17 protein-coding genes are annotated in these 18,230 nt (G+C 60.7%); 4 read left to right on the forward strand and 13 right to left on the reverse strand.

Annotation, left to right across the window (positions count from 1 at the left end; translation table 11 throughout):
• Together K0P33_RS27055 and K0P33_RS27060 are read right to left on the reverse strand one after the other, a co-directional pair.
• Positions 1–861 (reverse strand): MurR/RpiR family transcriptional regulator, encoded by an 861-nt coding sequence (locus K0P33_RS27055; RefSeq protein ID WP_242152485.1) that lies wholly within the window; start codon positions 859–861, stop codon positions 1–3.
• A 26-nt stretch (positions 862–887) separates the two neighbouring features.
• Positions 888–2,237 (reverse strand): gluconate:H+ symporter, encoded by a 1,350-nt coding sequence (locus K0P33_RS27060; RefSeq protein WP_242152487.1) that lies wholly within the window; start codon positions 2,235–2,237, stop codon positions 888–890.
• Between the two features lie 248 nt (positions 2,238–2,485).
• Here K0P33_RS27060 and K0P33_RS27065 point away from each other — a divergent pair, with 248 nt between their 5' ends.
• Positions 2,486–2,878 (forward strand): lysozyme inhibitor LprI family protein, encoded by a 393-nt coding sequence (locus K0P33_RS27065; RefSeq protein ID WP_094949342.1) that lies wholly within the window; start codon positions 2,486–2,488, stop codon positions 2,876–2,878.
• 4 nt (positions 2,879–2,882) lie between these two features.
• Here K0P33_RS27065 and K0P33_RS27070 read toward each other — a convergent pair whose 3' ends face one another.
• The 5 genes from K0P33_RS27070 to K0P33_RS27090 form a co-directional block, all read right to left on the reverse strand.
• Positions 2,883–4,328, reverse strand: coding sequence for a SulP family inorganic anion transporter (locus tag K0P33_RS27070; protein ID WP_242152489.1), 1,446 nt, complete (start codon positions 4,326–4,328; stop codon positions 2,883–2,885).
• Between the two features lie 1,034 nt (positions 4,329–5,362).
• The gene (locus K0P33_RS27075; protein WP_242152491.1) at positions 5,363–6,256 is read right to left on the reverse strand and encodes an NAD-dependent epimerase/dehydratase family protein; all 894 of its coding nucleotides are present in this window, start codon (positions 6,254–6,256) and stop codon (positions 5,363–5,365) included.
• Between the two features lie 103 nt (positions 6,257–6,359).
• Positions 6,360–7,256 carry a LysR family transcriptional regulator gene (locus tag K0P33_RS27080; RefSeq protein ID WP_094951778.1) on the reverse strand — a complete coding sequence of 299 codons (897 nt, stop codon included), beginning with the start codon at positions 7,254–7,256 and terminating at the stop codon, positions 6,360–6,362.
• A gap of 31 nt (positions 7,257–7,287) precedes the next feature.
• Positions 7,288–7,878 carry an NAD(P)H-dependent oxidoreductase gene (locus K0P33_RS27085; protein WP_094951779.1) on the reverse strand — a complete coding sequence of 197 codons (591 nt, stop codon included), beginning with the start codon at positions 7,876–7,878 and terminating at the stop codon, positions 7,288–7,290.
• Positions 7,879–8,000: 122 nt separating this feature from the next.
• Positions 8,001–8,765, reverse strand: coding sequence for a sulfite exporter TauE/SafE family protein (locus K0P33_RS27090; protein WP_242152492.1), 765 nt, complete (start codon positions 8,763–8,765; stop codon positions 8,001–8,003).
• A gap of 286 nt (positions 8,766–9,051) precedes the next feature.
• Between K0P33_RS27090 and K0P33_RS27095 the strand changes: the two genes are divergently transcribed.
• Positions 9,052–9,948 (forward strand): LysR substrate-binding domain-containing protein, encoded by an 897-nt coding sequence (locus tag K0P33_RS27095; protein ID WP_242152494.1) that lies wholly within the window; start codon positions 9,052–9,054, stop codon positions 9,946–9,948.
• Here the strand turns inward: K0P33_RS27095 and K0P33_RS27100 are convergent.
• Together K0P33_RS27100 and kynU are read right to left on the reverse strand one after the other, a co-directional pair.
• A complete protein-coding gene (locus K0P33_RS27100) occupies positions 9,894–11,300 on the reverse strand; it encodes an amino acid permease (protein WP_094951782.1) in 1,407 nt (468 codons plus the stop codon). The two genes, K0P33_RS27095 and K0P33_RS27100, sit on opposite strands and share 55 nt — an antisense overlap.
• Before the next feature lie 137 nt (positions 11,301–11,437).
• On the reverse strand, positions 11,438–12,688 hold the full coding sequence (kynU, locus tag K0P33_RS27105; protein ID WP_242152496.1) for a kynureninase: 1,251 nt from the start codon (positions 12,686–12,688) through the stop codon (positions 11,438–11,440).
• 143 nt (positions 12,689–12,831) lie between these two features.
• Here kynU and K0P33_RS27110 point away from each other — a divergent pair, with 143 nt between their 5' ends.
• Positions 12,832–13,305: an Lrp/AsnC family transcriptional regulator gene (locus K0P33_RS27110; protein WP_003176072.1), complete on the forward strand. Its 474-nt coding sequence runs from the start codon at positions 12,832–12,834 to the stop codon at positions 13,303–13,305.
• Positions 13,306–13,433: 128 nt separating this feature from the next.
• On the opposite strand, the gene catA is transcribed toward K0P33_RS27110, so the two are convergent.
• Genes catA through K0P33_RS27125 form a run of 3 tightly spaced genes read right to left on the reverse strand, consistent with a single transcriptional unit; the run spans position 13,434 to position 15,835 of the window.
• Positions 13,434–14,363, reverse strand: a complete 930-nt coding sequence (gene catA / locus K0P33_RS27115) for a catechol 1,2-dioxygenase (protein WP_242152498.1) — start codon at positions 14,361–14,363, stop codon at positions 13,434–13,436.
• A 41-nt stretch (positions 14,364–14,404) separates the two neighbouring features.
• A complete protein-coding gene (catC, locus tag K0P33_RS27120; protein ID WP_094951785.1) occupies positions 14,405–14,695 on the reverse strand; it encodes a muconolactone Delta-isomerase in 291 nt (96 codons plus the stop codon).
• Positions 14,696–14,707: 12 nt separating this feature from the next.
• On the reverse strand, positions 14,708–15,835 hold the full coding sequence (locus tag K0P33_RS27125; protein ID WP_242152500.1) for a muconate cycloisomerase family protein: 1,128 nt from the start codon (positions 15,833–15,835) through the stop codon (positions 14,708–14,710).
• A gap of 114 nt (positions 15,836–15,949) precedes the next feature.
• Here K0P33_RS27125 and K0P33_RS27130 point away from each other — a divergent pair, with 114 nt between their 5' ends.
• Positions 15,950–16,825: a LysR family transcriptional regulator gene (locus tag K0P33_RS27130; RefSeq protein WP_094951787.1), complete on the forward strand. Its 876-nt coding sequence runs from the start codon at positions 15,950–15,952 to the stop codon at positions 16,823–16,825.
• A gap of 133 nt (positions 16,826–16,958) precedes the next feature.
• On the opposite strand, the gene K0P33_RS27135 is transcribed toward K0P33_RS27130, so the two are convergent.
• Positions 16,959–17,951 (reverse strand): helix-turn-helix domain-containing protein, encoded by a 993-nt coding sequence (locus tag K0P33_RS27135; RefSeq protein ID WP_242152503.1) that lies wholly within the window; start codon positions 17,949–17,951, stop codon positions 16,959–16,961.
• Positions 17,952–18,230 lie beyond the last annotated feature (279 nt).

Here is an 18,230-nt window from a genome sequence, read left to right on the forward strand (position 1 = left end):
TCAATCTCCAAGCGGCAGGCTATCGGGGCCGCCGCGATAATCGTCCAGGGCCAGCTTGATCCGGCGCAGGCGTTCCTGGTTGTCGTCCGGCATCGCCAGCGCAAGCTCAGTGGCGAGCAGGTCGATGGCCAACAGCATTCCGTAGCGCGCGGCGGTGGGCTTGTAGATAAAACTGGTTTCGGCCGGTTGCAGCGGCAATAACACGTCCGCCAGCTGAGCCAGCGGTGAATCGGCCAAGGTGATGGCGACGATGGGCGCATCGTAGTTGCGCGCCAGCCTCACCACGTCCAACAACTCGGGCGTGAGGCCGGAGAGCGAGCAAACAATCAGCGCATGCTCAGGGCCCAAGGTCGCGGCCGTTACACGCATCATCACCGGGTCGCGGCAGGCGGCAATCGGGTAACCCAGGCGTACCAACCGCACCTGCAACTCTTCACTGCACAAGCTCGACGGGCCGCCCATGCCGAATGCATGGATCATCCGCGCCTTGCCCAGCAGGCTGACCGCATCGACGAAACTCGCCTGGTTAAAACCTGACAGGTGCTGGCGCAACGTTAATTCGATATCGCTGAGAATCTGCCGATGAAAGGCCGACTGCTCCGGCAACCCCGCAGGGTCCAGAAAGCGGCTGCCCACCCCGCTGGCCTGCGCCAATTGCAGGCGCAAATCACGCAAGTCGCGGCAACCCACGCTGCGCGCAAAGCGCGACAAGGTCGCCGTGCTGACCTCGGCGCGTTGTGACAACTCTTCCAGGCTGGCCGACGCAGCAAAGCCCACGTCATCAAGCATCAGCTTGGCGATACGCCCTTCGCCGGCGCTGAAGGAATCCTGGCGGGCGCGGATCTGGTAGAGGATGTCCATGGGGGCTCCGGGTTACAAAATGCAGCTCATAAAATAAGAGACAGTCCATACGTAAGACCGAAGGCGACCACCGAAATCAGCGTCTCCAATACGGTCCAGGTCTTGAAGGTCTGGATCACCGTCATATTGAAGTATTCCTTGATCAGCCAGAAGCCGCCGTCGTTGACGTGGGAAAAGATCACCGAGCCCGCACCGGTAGCCAGCACCAATAATTCAGGGTGTGGATAACCCAAGCCCATGGCGACGGGCGCGACCACACCGGACGCCGTCGTCATGGCCACAGTGGCCGAGCCCGTGGCGATGCGCATCAACGCTGCAAACAACCAGCCCATCACCAGCGGCGACAAGTGAAAGGCATGGGCCAGGCCGAGAATTTCATTGGTCACGCCCGCGTCCACCAGGATGCGATTCAAACCGCCGCCCGCGCCCACCAACAAGGTGATGCTGGCGGTCGGGGCGAGGCATTCGTTGGTGAACTTGAGGATCGCTTCGCGGTTGAAACCCTGGGCCAGGCCCAAGGTCCAGAAGCTCACCAAAGTCGCCACCAAGAGGGCGATTACCGAGTTGCCGATAAACAACAGGAACTGGTTAAAAGCGGTGCCTGGGGTGGAAATCACATTGGCCCAGCCGCCAATCATCATCAGCACCACCGGCAACAGGATGGTGCCCATGGTCAGCGCAAAGCTCGGCAGACGGGTGCGCGGTTCGCGGTCGATAAACTGGCGTTCCAGCGGGTTTTCCGCCGGCAGGTGAATGCGCGGCACGATGAACTTGGCGTACAGAGGGCCGGCGATGATCGCCGTGGGAATACCGATCAGAATCGCATAAAGCACGGTCTGCCCCACCGACGCGTTATACGCCAGCACCGCCATCATCGCCGCCGGGTGCGGCGGCACCAGCGCATGCACCACCGACAAACCGGCGACCATCGGCAGGCCGACCATCAGGATCGACACCCCAACGCGCCGCGCCACGGTAAAGGCAATCGGTACCAGCAACACAAAACCGACCTCGAAAAACAGCGGCAGCCCCACCAGGAAGGCGATACACACCATCGCCCAATGCGCATTGCGTTCGCCAAAGCGGTTGATCAGCGTGCGCGCCACCTGCTCGGCGCCGCCGGACTCGGCCATCATCTTGCCGAGCATGGTGCCCAGCGCCACCACCAGGGCGATATGCCCCAGGGTTTTACCGACACCCGCTTCGTACGAGCCCATGATGGTGTCCGCCGGCATGCCGGCCATCAGCGCCAGCCCGATGGACACCAAGGTGATGACAATAAACGGGTTGAGTCGATAACGTGCAATCAGCACGATCAATGCAATGATGGCGATGGCAGCGTATGCCAACAGCCCCAAGCCCAGTGGTGCGGCCATGCGGTACTCCTTGGAAAGGGTCACGTCGAATTGGTTGTGAAACTCATAAATCATTACCAAGCTGAATTTTCAATTTTTATGAAAGTAATTTTCGCCCACAGATAAGCGCTGTCGCTTTGGGGCATGCCCAGCGCCAGCTCATGAAAATCCGGGGGGTGTTCTTACATGAAGTTTTGTTGCGCGCAGAAACTCAACTGCCGAGGCCGAGTCTCAGAGGGCAGCCCAACTTTCGATCAGGAATCCTCACAATGAATCGCAAAACCCTGCTTGTGCCTTTCGCCGCCAGCGCGCTGTTGCTGGCCTTGTGCAGCAACGCTTCGGCCGCCGAGAATGCGGCGCTGAAAAAATGCATGGACGGCGCCAACACCACCGCCGACATGGTCAATTGCAACGCCAAAGAAGCCAAGGTGCAAGATGAGCGCCTGAACAAAGCCTACAAAACTGCCCTCGCCGCCCAGGACGGCGACCGCAAGCAGCAATTGCAGGATGTTCAGCGCCTGTGGATCAAATACCGCGACGCCAATTGCGCCTTCGCAGGCTCAGCCACTGGCGGCACCATCGACCAAGTCAACGGCGCCGGCTGCCTGCTGGACATGACCCAGACCCGCGCCCAGGAGCTGGAAGACCTGGTCGGGCCGTAATCAGTTACTCATGATGCACCCGGGCGCGCTTGAGCAACTTCTTGCAGCGCTCCGACAAATGCAGCACCCGCAGATGTTTCCCCGCCTTGCTGTAACGCTCACGCAGGGTCATCAGCGCGGCAATCGCGGAGTAGTCGACAAAGCTCAGGTGACGGCAATCCAGCGTCACCTCGGCCGGGTCATTGGCCGGGTCGAACTGGTTCAGGAACGGCGTGGTCGAGGCAAAAAACAGCGTACCGTGCAGGCGATAGAGTTTGCTGCCATCGGCTTCCAGATGCTCATCGGCGTACAACTCACGCGCCTGTTGCCAGGCAAAATTCAGCGCCGCAATCACAATGCCGCACAGCACCGCCGTGGCAAGGTCGGTGAACACCGTGATCACCGTCACTGCCAGAATCACCAGCACGTCATTGACCGGCACTTTGTTGATCACCCGCAACGACGCCCAAGCGAAGGTCTGCTGCGACACCACAAACATCACCCCCACCAGCGCCGCCAGCGGAATCCGCTCAATCAGCGGCGACAGAAACAGAATGAACAGCAGGATCATCACCCCGGCAAACACCCCGGAGAAGCGCCCGCGCCCGCCGGAGCTCAAGTTGATCACGGTTTGCCCGATCATCGCGCAACCGCCCATGCCACCGAACAGGCCCGAGACCATATTCGCCGCGCCCAGCGCGACGCTTTCGCGGTCGGGGTAGCCACGGGTCTCGGTGATTTCGTCGGTAAGGTTCAGGGTCAGCAGGGTTTCCAGCAGGCCAACCATCGCCATCAGGAACGCATAGGGCGCGATGATGCCCAGGGTTTCCAAAGTCCAGGGGATTTGCGGCAGTGCGAAGGTTGGCAGGCCGCCGGCGATGTGGGCCATGTCGCCCAACGTCCGGGTCGGCAGGCCGAGCAGGTACACCGCCAGGCCAACACCGAGGATCGCCACCAAGGCGGGCGGCACGGCGCGGGTCAGGCGCGGCAGCAGGTAGACAATCGCCATGGTCGCCGCGACCAGGCCGGTCATCACGTATAACGGTGTGCCGCTGAGCCAGCTTTCACCGCTTTTGAAATGCTCCAGTTGCGCCAAAGCGATGATAATCGCCAGGCCGTTGACGAAGCCGAGCATCACCGAGTGCGGCACCATGCGCACCAGCTTGCCCAGGCGCAGCAGGCCGAACGCAATCATGATCAGCCCGCCGAGCAATACCGTCGCGAGCAAGTACTCCACGCCGTGTTGCACCACCAGTGCGACGATCACCACCGCCATCGAGCCTGCCGCGCCGGAGACCATGCCGGGCCGGCCGCCGAACAATGCAGTGAGCGTGCAAATGATAAAGGCGCCGTAGAGCCCCATCAGCGGGTTGAGGTGGGCGACCAAGGCGAAGGCGATGCATTCGGGCAGCAGAGCAAAAGACGTGGTGAGGCCGGCCAGGGCATCGGCGCGCAGACGGGTGAGGTTCATGAGGTACCAGGGCGTTGCGGGGAATAAGGCGGGGAATGGTACGGAATTGCGGTGGGCGGGGCCAGTAATGTGTAACAACAAGTGAACCGAGTTGCCGCTATCGCAGCATAGGTATCTACGCAACTTTTTATGGGTTGAATTCTTTGGTTGTCGCGGGGGTGCTGGGTACATATCCGTTATTTGGGTGATGGCTGATATTGGTTCCGCTCTTACAGCGGGTCACTTTTGGAAAAGAGCCCCAAAAGTAACCAAAAGGGCTCTTGCCCCACCACTCGGCACCTCGCCTAGGCTCGGTGTGCCCTCACGCAGGCTTTGGACCGTGGGCCGCCGCCATGGGCCATCCTTGGCCCATCGCGGCTAAACCGGCGTCCTGCCGGTTTACCCACGCTCCAAAGCCTGCGTTCGGCCATCGTGGTTAACGGGGCGCCTCAGATCAAGATCAAGATCAAAAGCACGGCGGCCTAGTAGCCGACCTGAGTGGTTAAATCAAAAGCGAAGCCGAGGCGGCCTGACAGCCGACCTGATAGTGGAAGCTGAACTCAATCCAATGTGGGAGCTGGCTTGCCTGCGATGGCATCAACTCTGTGTACCTGATACACCGAGGTGCCTGCATCGCAGGCAAGCCAGCTCCCACAGAAAAGCAGATCTGCTTCTGCTGTGCTTCTGCTGTGCTTTTGCCCTGCTTTTGCTTCAACCACTCAGGTCGGCTACTAGGCCGCCGTGCTCTTGCTTTTGATCTTGATCTTGATCTGAGGCGCCCCGTTAACCACGATGGCCGAACGCAGGCTTGAATCCGTGGGTAACCCGGCAGGACGCCGGGTTAGCCGCGATGGGCCAAGGATGGCCCATGGCGGCGGCCCACGGATTCAAGCCGGAGTGAGGGCATGCCGAGCCTAGGCGAGGCACCGAGTGGTGGGGCAAGAGCCCTTTTGGTTACTTTTGGGGCTCTTTTCCAAAAGTGACCCGCTGTAAGAGCGGAACCAATAGCAGCCATCACCCAAATAACGGATATGTACCCAGCGGCCCCGTAAAAATCACACCATTTCGTTGCGAATCCACTCCACCACCGACGTCCGCTTCGGCGCCCAGCCCAGCAGTTCACGGGCATGCTTGCCACGTACACGGCTGTTGGAACCCAGGCCATAGTTGGCCATTTCATAGCCCCACTCGGCTTCGGCCTCGGCCAACGGCCAGTCCTGTGGTTGGCCCAGTTTCAGCGCTTGGGCGATGGCGGTGGTCATGTCGACAAATGCCGCTTCGCTGCTTTCCACAAAGTAGAAAGTGCCCGGCACATTCTTCTCAAGTGCCAGCAGGTACAGCGCCACCACGTCTTCAATGTGCACGTTAGACCAGATGTTCTGCCCGCTGCCCACATGCCGTACCACGCCACTTTTGCGCGCCTGCTTGAGCAGTCGCGGCAATTGCACGCTGTCACGCTTCACGCCCAAGCTGTGGCCGTAGATCAGCGTGTTGCAGATCACCGCCGAATTCACGCAGTCTTGGGCGGCCGCCAGGATCAGGTTGTCGATGGCCACACGCGCGGCCTTATCGACGGTCGGCGCCGGCAAGTTGTCTTCGAAGTAGATGACATCACTGGCCTTACCGCCCGATGCGTCACCGACGATGCTCGAACCACTGGTGTGCAGGAACGGCTTGTTCGAACCTTTCAACGCAGCCAGCAAGGTCTCCACTGCAGCCCGATGGTCGCTGCTGGCGGCGTTGATCACCGCATCAGCCTTCGAAGCCTGCTCGGTCAACACGGCTGCGTCGTCCAGGGTGCCGATCACCGGAGTGATGCCCTGGGCGGTCATTTCAGCGGCCTGCTCGGCGCTGCGCACCAGGCCGGTAACGCTATGGCCAGCCTTGACCAGGCCGGTGGCAATGGAACCGCCGATAAACCCTGCTGCGCCGGTAACGAATACGTTCATGGAGTGTGCTCCTGACTGGGTAAGTGATGCGTCCAGTATCGAGGCCCCATCCCTGTCGAATAAGACCCTGTTGCCCAATTCAATCTTGCGCACAGGTCACGAATCAGCAGGCATACCGCGCCAACTTGGCCTGAATGAAGTCCAGGAAGCACTGGATGCGCAGCGCCAACTGCGAGTTGCGGTAGAACACCGCGTGGATCGGCTGGCGATAGCCACTGTTGAACGCCTCCAGCACCGGCACCAGGCGCCCGGCGTTGATGTCTTCGACCGTCATGAAGTTCGACAGGCAGCCAATGCCCTGCCCTTCCAACGCCAACTGGCGCAGGGTTTCGCCGCTGGAGGCGGCGATGCTCGGCTGGATCAGCCACCGGTCGCCTTCCACATGGCGCAGCGGCCAATGGTTGAGGGTTTCAGTTTGGGTGAAGCCGAGCAACGTGTGGTCCGCCAATTCGGCAACCGTGGTGGGCGTGCCGTATTGCTTGAGGTAGTCGGGGCTGGCGAGGATATGCAGCGGCGTACAGCCCAGGGAACGGGCGTGCAATGTGGAGTCGGCGAGCGCGCCGATGCGAATGGCAATGTCGGTGCTCTGTTCCAGCAGGTCGATGATCAAGTCATCGCTGTTCAGCTCCAGCTGTATTTCGGGGTAGAGGCTGCGGAACTCGGCAATGTAGGGCACGATCCCGTGCAGCATGAACGGCACGGCGGCATTGATGCGCAGGCGCCCGGCCGGGTTTTTCTGGCGCGACGACAGGCGTTCTTCCAAGTCATCCATCTGCGCCAGGATCACCTTGGCCTGCTCGAAGAAGTACTTGCCCTCTTCGGTCAGGTCCATGCGCCGCGTGGTGCGGTTGATCAGTGTGGTGTCGAGCTTGGCTTCCAGGCGCGACAAGGTGCGGCTGACCGCCGAGGGCGTCTGCCCGACCTGCTCCGCCGCGGCGGAAATCGAGCCGCACTCAATCACGCTGACGAAGATCTGTAACTCATCGGATCGGGCTTTCACAGGCTGTCCTTCTTGATCGGTGGGTAGCAGCTTACACCGGCAGGTTAAACACCTGCGCCAGATGCTGCTGGTAGCGCGCCACGTCAGCCTCGATGGCCGGGCGTTTCATCACGTCCACGCACAGGAAGGTCGGCAGGCTGGTCATGCCGAGAAACTCGTTGGCCTTGTGGAACGGGAAGTACACCGCGTCCACGCCCTTGGCTTCGAAGAAGTCGGTGGGGGCGTCGAAGGCTTGCTGCGGCGCGTTCCAGGTCAGCGACAGCATGTACTGCTTGCCCTGAATGAGGCCGCCGCTGCCGTACTTTTGCGACGAATCGGAACGCGTGCGGCCATCGCTGGCATACAGGCTGCCGTGGCCTTCGGTGAAGACTTCGTCGATGTACTTTTTGACGATCCATGGCGCGCCCATCCACCAGCCGGGCATTTGATAGATGATCACATCAGCCCAGAGGAATTTGGCCACTTCTTCGGCCACGTCGTAGCCTTCGTCGATGTGGGTAACGTTGACGTCGATGCCGCCACGGTCGAGCACGGCCACGGCGGCGTCATGCAAGGTGGTGTTGTAACGGCCGTCGGAGTGGGCGAATTGCTTGCCGCCGTTAAGCAGGAGTACTTTTTTCATGGGAGGTATCCAGAGGGTTGAAAATATCTGCCGGCAGGCTATCGACATTCAACCCTGTGAATAAGCAGCGGTGCGGCAAAATACATTTGACCAAAACGCACGAATAACGCCGTACTCTTGCCTTAGCCGCTGATCAGCAGATGACCACCTAACACTGCCATGCCGATAAAAAATACCCGTTTGAACAGCACCGCACTGATGCGCTGACGCAGCGCCTGGCCCAGCCACATGCCCAACAACGCGGGCAGCAGCGCCAACAGCGAGGCATTGATTTCGCCACCGCCCAAGGTCCCACGCCAGGCCAAGCCGGCAGCCAACGCCAGCGTAGACACAGTAAACGACAGCCCCAAGGCCTGCACCAGCTGATCCCGACTCAAGCCCAAGGCTTGCAGGTACGGCACGGCGGGAATCACGAACACACCAGTGGCCGAGGTGATGATGCCGGTGATCAGCCCACACAACGGGCCCAGCCAGCGCTCGGTGTGAGGTTTCACCTTGAATGCAGGCAGGAACAGCCCGCTCAAGGCATACGCCAACAACGCCGCGCCCAGCGCGCGCACCACCCAATGCCCACCGTCTATGCCCAACCACAGCGTGCCGAGCCCGGTGCCAAGGAAAATCAGCAACAGCATCGGCCACAGGCGCTTGAGCAACGCGCTCAAGTGGCCGCCGAATGCCAGTTGCCAGAGGTTGGTGACTGTCGAAGGAATGATCAGCAATGCCGCAGCCTGCGCCGGAAGCATAGCCAGGCCGAGCATGCCCATGGCCACGGTAGGCAGGCCCAGGCCGATGACGCCTTTGACGGTACCCGCCAGCAGGAAAGTGCCAAGTACCAGCAGCGTCAAGCCGGGGCCGAGGTTTTGGTAGAACGCTAGGAAGGTAGTCATCGGTCGATTGTGGGGTGTTAAGGCGGTTATGAAAATTCGCCATATACTGAGGCAGCCTCTTGTTTTTCATAAGGCTGAGGGCGCCATCGCAGGCAAGCCAGCTCCCACACTTGAAATGTGTTCACAAATCCAAGTGTGGGGCTGTTTGCCTCCCACTTTTCAAATGTGTTCACAAATCCAAGTGTGGGGCTGCTTGCCTCCCACTTTTCAAATGTGTTCACAAATCCAAGTGTGGGAGCTGGCTTGCCTGCGATGAGGCCAGTTCAGTCACCCGAGAGACCCAGCCATGCACTTTGACCTGATCGACCTGCGCCTCTACCTGAACATTCTCGACGCCGGCAACATCACCGCAGGCGCGGCCCGCAGCCATTTATCCCTGGCCGCCGCCAGCGCTCGCATCCGTGCGATGGAAGCTTCATTGGGCATCGAATTTCTCGAGCGCGGCCGTCGTGGCGTCACACCGACGCCAGCGGGCAAGGCCCTGGCCCGCCACGCGCGCCTGCTGCTGCAACAGGCCGAGCACCTGCAACAGGACCTGGCCGAATACGCCAATGGCGTCAAAGGCCAGGTGCGCCTGCTGTGCAACACCACGGCCCTGAGCGAATACCTGCCGGAGCTACTCGCAGATTTTCTACGCGAACACCCCAACCTCGATATCGACCTGCAAGAGCTGCCCAGCCTGCGCATCACCCAGGCGTTGCGCCAAGGCACGGCGGACCTTGGGATTATTTCCGACGCGGTGGACACCCACGGCCTGCAGACCCTGGCGTTTCGCGACGACCCGTTAGTGCTGATCATGCCTCTGGACCATCCGCTGACGGCGGGCACCGTGAGTTTCATCGACAGCCTGCCATACGACTACGTAGGCCTCACCGCCAACAGTGCACTGGCGGTGTACCTGGAAGAACAGGCGCTGCACGCGGGCTTTCGTCTGCAAACCCGGATCCGTGCCGATGGTTTTGACGGGCTGATTCGCATGGTCGCCGGCGGCGCGGGCCTGGGCATCGTGCCCCAGGCCGCACTGGAGCGCTGGCCGCTGGAGCGCCGCGTCAAGGCCCACCCTCTGCAAGAAGACTGGGCCTGTCGCACGCTGCTGTTATGCGCGCGGTCCTTCGAGCAATTGCCCGGCTATGCCAAGGCCTTGTTCGACGCCTTGGCCCTGCCCTTGCGGAAAAACCCGTAGTACACCGCCGACAGAATCAGCAGGAACGGCACGCCGAACACCAGGGTCATCTTGAACGCCTCGGTGAAGTACGTGGTGATCATCACCGCGCCCATCAGCACCAGGCCCAACAGCGTGCTGTAGGGAAACAGGCGCAGTTGGAACGACAGCTTCGCCCCGCCATGGCGCTTGCGATAACGGCGGAAGAACAGGTGCGTGAGGAAGATCATGAACCAAGTGAAGATCGCGCCAAACATCGAGATTGCCATCATCAAGGTGAACGAGCTTTCCGGGTACACCACGTTGAGCAAGGTCGCCAGGGCAATGCCCGAGCTGGACAGCAGCAGCGCATTCAGCGGAATCCCGTTCTTGCTCAAGGCGCCCATGGACTTGGGCGCAAAGCCTGCGCGAGACAGGCTGAACATCATGCGTGTGGTGATGTAGAGCTGGCTGTTCATCGCCGACAGCGCTGCGATCAGAATCACGAAGTTCATCACCCCGGTGGCGCCGGGAATGCCAATGGTCTGCATTACTGTGACAAACGGGCTCTGCGTCTGGCCGGCCTGATTCCACGGCACGATGGCCAGCATCAGCGCCAGGGTCAGCAGGTAGAACACCACCAGCCGCACGATGGTAGCGCGGAAGGCTTTCTTCACCGCCTGCTCCGGGTCGGCGGCTTCACCGGCGGCCACTGCAATCATCTCCACACTCAGGTAGCTGAAGATCGACACGATCACCGCGATCCACATACCGCTCAAACCATGCGGGAAAAAGCCGTCGTGGGCCGTGTAGTTCTGCACGCCAAATTGCGGGTTACCCGAGCCGAACACCACGTACACCGCGAGGATGATGAAGCCGACAATGGCGCTGATCTTGATCGTCGAGAACCAGTACTCGAAGTTGCCGAAGGTCTTCACGCTGATCGCATTGAGCAGGACCAGCACGCTGGAAAACGACACGATCCACACCCACTCCGGCACGTTGGCGAACCAGTACTTCATGTACATCGCCACCGCCGTGACCTCGGCGCCCACGGCCAGCACAATCGCCGCCCAGTAGGCATAACGCACCAGGAACCCGGCCAGCGGGCTGATGTAGAACTCGGCGTAGGCGCCAAACGAGCCCGAGGTGGAATGCGCCACCGTCATTTCCGCCAGGCAGCCCATCAACAGCAAGGTGATCAGCGCGCCGATGGCATAGCTCACCAACACACTCGGCCCCGCATAGCCGATGGCATAGGCGCTGCCCATGAACAGCCCGGTGCCAATAGCACCACCGATGGCGATCATGCTCATCTGGCCGGAAGTGAGCTGGCGCCGCAGGCCCAGCTCGCGGTGGGTGATCTCTGCAAAACCGTTGTCTGGCGTGGTCACGTGGTGTGCCCCTTTATTATTGTGGTTGTTACTGCCGGTGCCGAACCCTGTGGGCGCTGGCGTGCCTGCGATAGCGGCGGTGAATTCACTGACGCTATCGCAGGCACGCCAGCGCCCACATTAGTTTTGCGGTGCTCTTAAGTGACGCTGTTGCGCACTTTGAACTGCGGTTGATCCCAGGTGTGGTTATCGAGAATGTCACCGAGGATTTCCACGGCGTCCCATACCTCGGTAAAGCTGGTGTACAGCGGGGTAAAACCAAACCGCATGATGCGCGGCTCACGGTAATCGCCGATCACGCCCCGGGCGATCAGCGCCTGGATAACCGCATACCCTTCGGGGTGTTCGAAGCTCACATGGCTGCCGCGTTTGGCGTGTTCACGTGGCGTAATCAGCACCAGGCCGTGGGCGGCGCAGCGGGCCTCCACCAGCGCGATAAACAGGTCAGTCAACGCCAGGGATTTAGTCCGCAGGCTGGCCATGTCGGTCTGGGCAAAAATCTCCAGGCCGCATTCGACCATGGCCAGCGAGGTGATCGGCTGGGTGCCGCACAGGTAGCGTGCGATGCCGCTGCTCGGGGCGTATTGAGCTTCCATCGCAAACTGCCGGGTATGCCCGAACCAGCCCGACAACGGCTGGCGCACCAGGTCCACCAACGCTGGGTTGACCCACACAAACGCCTGGGAACCCGGCCCGCCATTGAGGTATTTGTAGGTGCAGCCAATCGCGTAATCGGCCCCCGCCTTGTGCAGGTCGATAGGCACCGCGCCCGCCGAATGCGCCAGGTCCCAGATGCTCAACGCGCCACATTCGTGGCTCAAGGCGGTGAGCGCCTGCATGTCGTACATGTAGCCGGTCTTGTAGTTGACGTGGGTAAGCATCACCACTGCCACATCCTGGTCGATGGCCTGCGGCAGTTCATCGGGGCTGTTCACCAGTCGCAACGAATAACCCTGTTGCAGCAACTCGGCCAGGCCTTGGGCGATGTACAGGTCGGTGGGAAAATTGCTCGCCTCGCTGACGATCACCTTACGCCCGGGCACACGTTGGCGCTGCACGCTCAACGCGGCGCTGAGCACCTTGAACAAGTTGATCGAGGTGGTATCGGTGATTACCACCTCACCGTCGCGCGCGCCGATCAGAGGCGCCAGACGGTTACCCAAACGCTGGGACAAATCCGCCCAGCCGGCGCTGTTCCAGCTGCGAATCAAACCATTGCCCCACTCGTCGGCGATCACCTGCTGCGCCCGCGCCAACGCCGCCACCGGGCGTGCGCCGAGGGAGTTGCCGTCGAGGTAGATCACGCCCTCAGGCAAGGCGAACTGATGGCGCAGCGGCGCCAACGGGTCCTGGGCGTCGAGGGCTTGGCAGTGGCTTCGGGTGGTCATGGGTTGTCCTGTTTTTATAAGTGAATATGGACCAAATAATGAACGAAGTTTTAGAGAATTTTCGTGCAAAGTGGTGGGTAACAGGCTAATTAAGCTGTAGGAAATTCGAATTTAACCCAAAAACACGCGGATTTATTCTAAGCATGATTCTCGACGCCACCGACCTGCGCCTCCTGCATTTTTTGCAACAGGATGGGCGCATCAGCAACCAGGAACTGGCGGAAAAAGTCGCCCTATCGCCCTCCGCCTGCCTGCGCCGTTTGCGCCTGCTGGAGAGCGAGGGAATCATCAGCGGCTACCGCGCAGTGTTGAACGCCGAACAGCTGGGAATCGAGTTGGAAGCCATCGTGCACCTTTCCTTGCGCCAGGACGTGGAGGATTGGCATGAGACGTTTATCAAGAAGGTGCAAGGCTGGCCGGAGGTGGCCAGTGCGTATGTGATTACCGGCGCCAGCAACTATGTGCTGCGCGTGCAGGCGAGGAACTTGAAGCACTTTTCGGACTTCATCGTGAACCACCTGAACCGCACGGCCGGGGTGATGGATATTCGCTCGGAGATTGTGTTGCAGAAGATCAAGGATCGGGATGAGGTGTTGGACTTAGTCGTGCGCAAATAGCACCATGATCGTTCCCACGCTCCGCGTGGGAATGCATCCTGTGACGCTCTGTGTCAAGCCTCTAAGAGCGGACGCAGAGCGTCCAGGGCAGCATTCCCACGCGGAGCGTGGGAACGATCAGCCCGTGTTTAGTCTTCTAGGGCGCGCACGCGCTGCATGCGTTTTTGCTCTACCGGTGCGTCAGCCACCTGCAACTCAAAGTCAAAATCAATCTGCGCAAACCGCCCTTCCACCCCAAACTCCCGCGCCAGTTGCTGATCCTCACTGAAGCGAATTTGCGCAATCAACTCATCACGCGTCGCATAAGCAAAATCATCATGCAGGTACGGGTCATCCGAGAGGTTGATCTGCGTGGTCAAATGCCGGTACCCCGGCGCCGAGATGAAGAAGTGAATATGCGCCGGCCGCTGTCCATGACGCCCCAGTTGGTCGAGCAGCTGTTGAGTCGGCCCAGTCGGCGGGCAGCCGTAGCCGGACGGCACGATGCTGCGAAAACGGTAGTTGCCCTGGGCATCGGTCTCAATGCGCCGACGCAGGTTGAATTCCGACTGCGTCGGGTCAAACCACGAATAGGTGCCACCGGTATTCGCCTGCCACACATCGACAATCGCCCCCGCCAGCGGCTTGCCGTCGGTGTCGCGCACTTGCCCGCGCATGAACAGCGGCACTGCGTCATCCTTGCCATCGTCCAGCCGCGCTTCGTACTTGCTCAGCGGCGCGCCGGCCACATACAGCGGGCCTTCGATGGTGCGCGGGGTGCCGCCGGATTTACCGGCCTCCTCGTCCGCAGCATCCATCAGCAAATCCAGGTAATGCTCCAGGCCCAGCCCGGCGGCGAGCAAACCCGCCTCTTGGTTCTTGCCCAACTCGTTGAGGTAGTTGACCGCCTTCCAGAACTCTTCCGGGGTCACTTCCAGGTCTTCGATGATGTTCACCGCGTCACGCAGGATCCGGTAGATCAGCGCCTTGGTGCGCGGGTTGCCGGCGTCGTTAAGGTTGCCGCTGGCTTCTTCGAGAAACTGTTGAGCGTGGGCAGTCTGGGAAAGTCGGATGGACATGGTGCAATCCTCATCTTGTCATTATTGGGGGCAAAGCAGGCTCAGCGGTCGTCCTCATGGATCGACGAAGGGTGTCGGCACAAGGCGTTCACTTCGATGGCCATGTAGGGAAAAAGCGGCAGTTGCATCAGCAGGTCGTGCAGGTCCTGCACGCTGTCGACGTCGAACACGCTGTAGTTGGCGTAGTGCCCGGCGATGCGCCACAGGTGGCGCCATTTGCCCTCTTGTTGCAGCCGCTGCGCCAGGGCTTTCTCTTGCGCCTTCAGACCAGCGGCGTGCTCGGGGTTCATGTCCAGTGGCAGGTTCACAGTCATTTTTACGTGGAACAACATGGCAGGCGCCTCTTAGTGTTTGTCACGACGGAAGAACGCCAAACGCTCTTCATCAATGGTCAGGCCCAGGCCCGGCGCGGTGGAGACATGCAGCGCAAAATCGCGGTACACCGGCGGCGCGGTGAGGATGTCTTCGGTGAGCAGCAGCGGGCCGAACAGTTCGGTGTCCCAGGCCAACTTGTTCAAGGTCAGGAAGGCATGCGCCGAGGCCAGGGTGCCGATGCCGCCTTCGAGCATGGTGCCGCCGTACAGACCGATACCGGCCGCTTCGGCAATCGCAGCCGTGCGCAACACCGCGCGCGGGCCGCCGTTCTTGGCGATCTTGAGGGCGAACACCGAGGCCGCGCCTTCGCGGGCCAGGTTGAAGGCGTCTTCCACGCATTCGATGGACTCGTCGGCCATGATCGGCGCCGGGCTCGACAGGTTCAGCCGGGCCATGCCGCTGCGGTTGTTGCGCGAGATCGGTTGTTCGATCAGGTCGATACCGTTATCACCGAGCACCTTGCACGCGCGCAGGGCCACAGCTTCGTCCCAGGCCTGATTGACGTCGACACGCACACTCGCGCGTTCGCCCAGGGCTTTTTTGATCGCGATTACATGGGCCAGATCGCGGCCGACTTCACCGGCACCAATCTTCAATTTGAAGATGCGGTGGCGGCGCAGGTCGAGCATCTTTTCAGCTTCGGCAATGTCTTGTTCGGTGTTGCCACTGGCCAGGGTCCAGGCCACCGGCAAGGCATCGCGCACGCGCCCGCCGAGCAGTTCGCTGACCGGCAGGTTGAGGCGTTTGCCGAGGGCATCGAGCAAAGCACTTTCGATCCCGGACTTGGCAAAGGTGTTGCCACGAATGCTGCGCTCCAGGCGCAACATGGCCGCGTTGATATTGCTCGCGTCCTGGCCAATCAACAGCGGCGCAAAGTGGCGGTCGATGTTGATCTTGATGCTGTCGGGGCTTTCGTTGCCGTAGCTCAGGCCGCCAATGGTGGTGGCTTCGCCGATGCCTTCGATGCCATCGGCGCAGCGCAGGCGGATGATCACCAGCGTCTGGTTTTGCATCGTGTGCATCGCCAGCTTGTGCGGGCGAAGGGTGGGGAGGTCGACGATGATGGTGTCGATCGACTCGATGGCGCAAATCGGCATGGCTATACCCGTTGGGTTCTTTATATGTTCGAGCCGATTCTGTGCCGTATTTTCCCTGGCTTCCAATATAGAATGGGTCTCGCACAATACCCTCAAGGTATGAAAGGAGCCGTCATGGAACTGCGTCATCTGCGCTATTTCCAGGTGCTGGGTGAGACCCTCAACTTCACCCGTGCCGCCGAACGCCTGCACATCGCCCAACCACCGTTGAGCCGGCAGATCCAGCAATTGGAAGATGAATTGGGCGTGATTCTGCTCGAGCGCGGCCGACCGCTGCGGCTGACTGAGGCCGGGCGATTTTTCTATGAGCACGCCAATGTGCTGCTCGAACAGCTGGGCAAGGTCTGCGACACCACCCGGCGTATCGGCCAGGGCGAGAAGACCTGGCTGGGTATCGGCTTTGCGCCGTCGACCTTGTACGGCGTGCTGCCGGAGTTGATTCGGCGCCTGCGCAACCATGAGGCGCTGGAGCTGGAATTGGGCTTGTCGGAGATGACCACCTTGCAGCAGGTCGAAGCGCTCAAGGCTGGGCGTATTGACGTAGGCTTCGGGCGGATTCGCATCGACGACCCGGCCATCGTCCAGCGCGTGCTGGTAGAGGATCGACTGGTCGCCGTACTGCCCGCCGGCCACCCGTTGCTCGGCGCACCCACCACCCTCGCCCAATTGGCCGCCGAGCCGTTTGTGCTCTACCCCGGCAACCCGCGCCCCAGCTATGCCGACCATGTGATCGCACTGTTCGACGCCCACGGCTTGAGCCTCAAGGTGGCGCAGTGGACCAACGAATTGCAGACCGCCATCGGCCTGGTCGGCGCGGGCATGGGCGTGACGCTGGTGCCGGCCTCGGTGCAGGTGCTGCACCGCGCGGATATCGGCTACACGCCGATTGTGGAAACCACCGCGACTTCGCCGATCATTCTTAGCCGCCGGGTGAATGATCAGTCGCCGGGGCTGAGTCATTGTTTGCAACTGGTGGAAGAGTTGATCTGAGCTCCCAAAGCCACCCCCTATCCAATGTGGGAGCTGGCTTGCCTGCGATGGCGGTGGATCAGTTGGCATCTTTACTAACTGGCCCACCGCTATCGCAGGCAAGCCAGCTCCCACAGTTTGATCCTCATTGTTTTCAAAGGCTGCGCAGGCGCGTGCGTTGCAGGGTTTGACTGGGGGATTCATCAAACAGCTTGCGGTATTCCGCTGAAAACCGTCCCAAGTGCGTAAAGCCCCAGCCCAGGGCGATTTCGGAAATAGTGCACGTCGAGCCGTGCTCGAGTATTTCCTGGCGCACGGCCCCCAGCCGGTATTTCTTCAGATAAGCCATGGGCGACAGCGCAAAGTATTTGCGAAAGGCATCAAACAGCTTGAACCGCGACACACCCGCAGCGGTTTCAAGGTCTTCCAGATGCACCGCTTCGCGGGCGTTTTCATGGATGAACTGCCGCGCCCGAATCAAGTAGTGCGGCAGCTTCACACCGAGTACGTCGCGTAATTCCTCTGAATAGTTGTTCGGCTGGGCGAGGATCAACCCCTTGATCAGCGAACTTTCCAGGTCACGGGTAAACGCCGCCTGCTCATACAACTCGCTGCTGCGCTCAAGCTCCGCAATGAAGTAGCGCGCCATGCGCCACCAGGATGCCGAAGCGCCGTCCACCGCGTCCATCACCGACTCAAAGCGCAGCGGCGTTTCAATCGGCCGTTGCAGCAAGCCTTCCAGGGATTCACTCATCGCCGCCCGCGTGATCACCACCTGCAGCTTGCGGCAGTCGCCGGAAATCGCCAGCACCTGATGCTCGTTGGGCGAGATGATTACGCCTTGATCGCGGTTGGAACTCAGGCGCACGCCGTCCTTGCTCAATTCCTGCTCACCCACCAGCGGCAGGCTGAGGCTGTAGCTGCTGAAGTGCTCGGCGTCTTCGATGTCGATGGTCACGTCGGTGCCGTATTCGATCACGCCCAAGGTGGTGGCGCGGGACTTGAACACGTTGGCGCTGTGGTGAAAACGCAGGCGTTCGGGCGTGGCCGTCGCCAGGCGGTGTGGCCCGCAAATGCCGGACATCCAGCTGCAGGCGCCTTCCAGGTCGAAGCGTTGAATATGGATATCGCGTGTATGGCTACTCATCAGGGTGCACCCACGGCGGTTAGGCTGTTGCGCGCTCTGGCGGCGCGTCGTTAGCAATCGACAGCAAGTTCCAAGCCACGCCAGCCTCAATGCAACTGCGTGGATAGCAACGGTCGACTATGTGGATAAGTCGCAGGTTTTTTGCGACTTTCCCTTGATATGACAGTAGCGCATCGCGTCACCGAGCTGCACCGAACTGGGTATTTGCTGCCCACATTTACGGCGCAACTTTGCGGCTTACCTTCCCCCATTAAGCGGATAGCCCGCGCCCTGCCCCGC

Origin of the sequence: Pseudomonas sp. ArH3a (genome assembly GCF_022648765.1) — a bacterium.
GTDB lineage: Bacteria > Pseudomonadota > Gammaproteobacteria > Pseudomonadales > Pseudomonadaceae > Aquipseudomonas.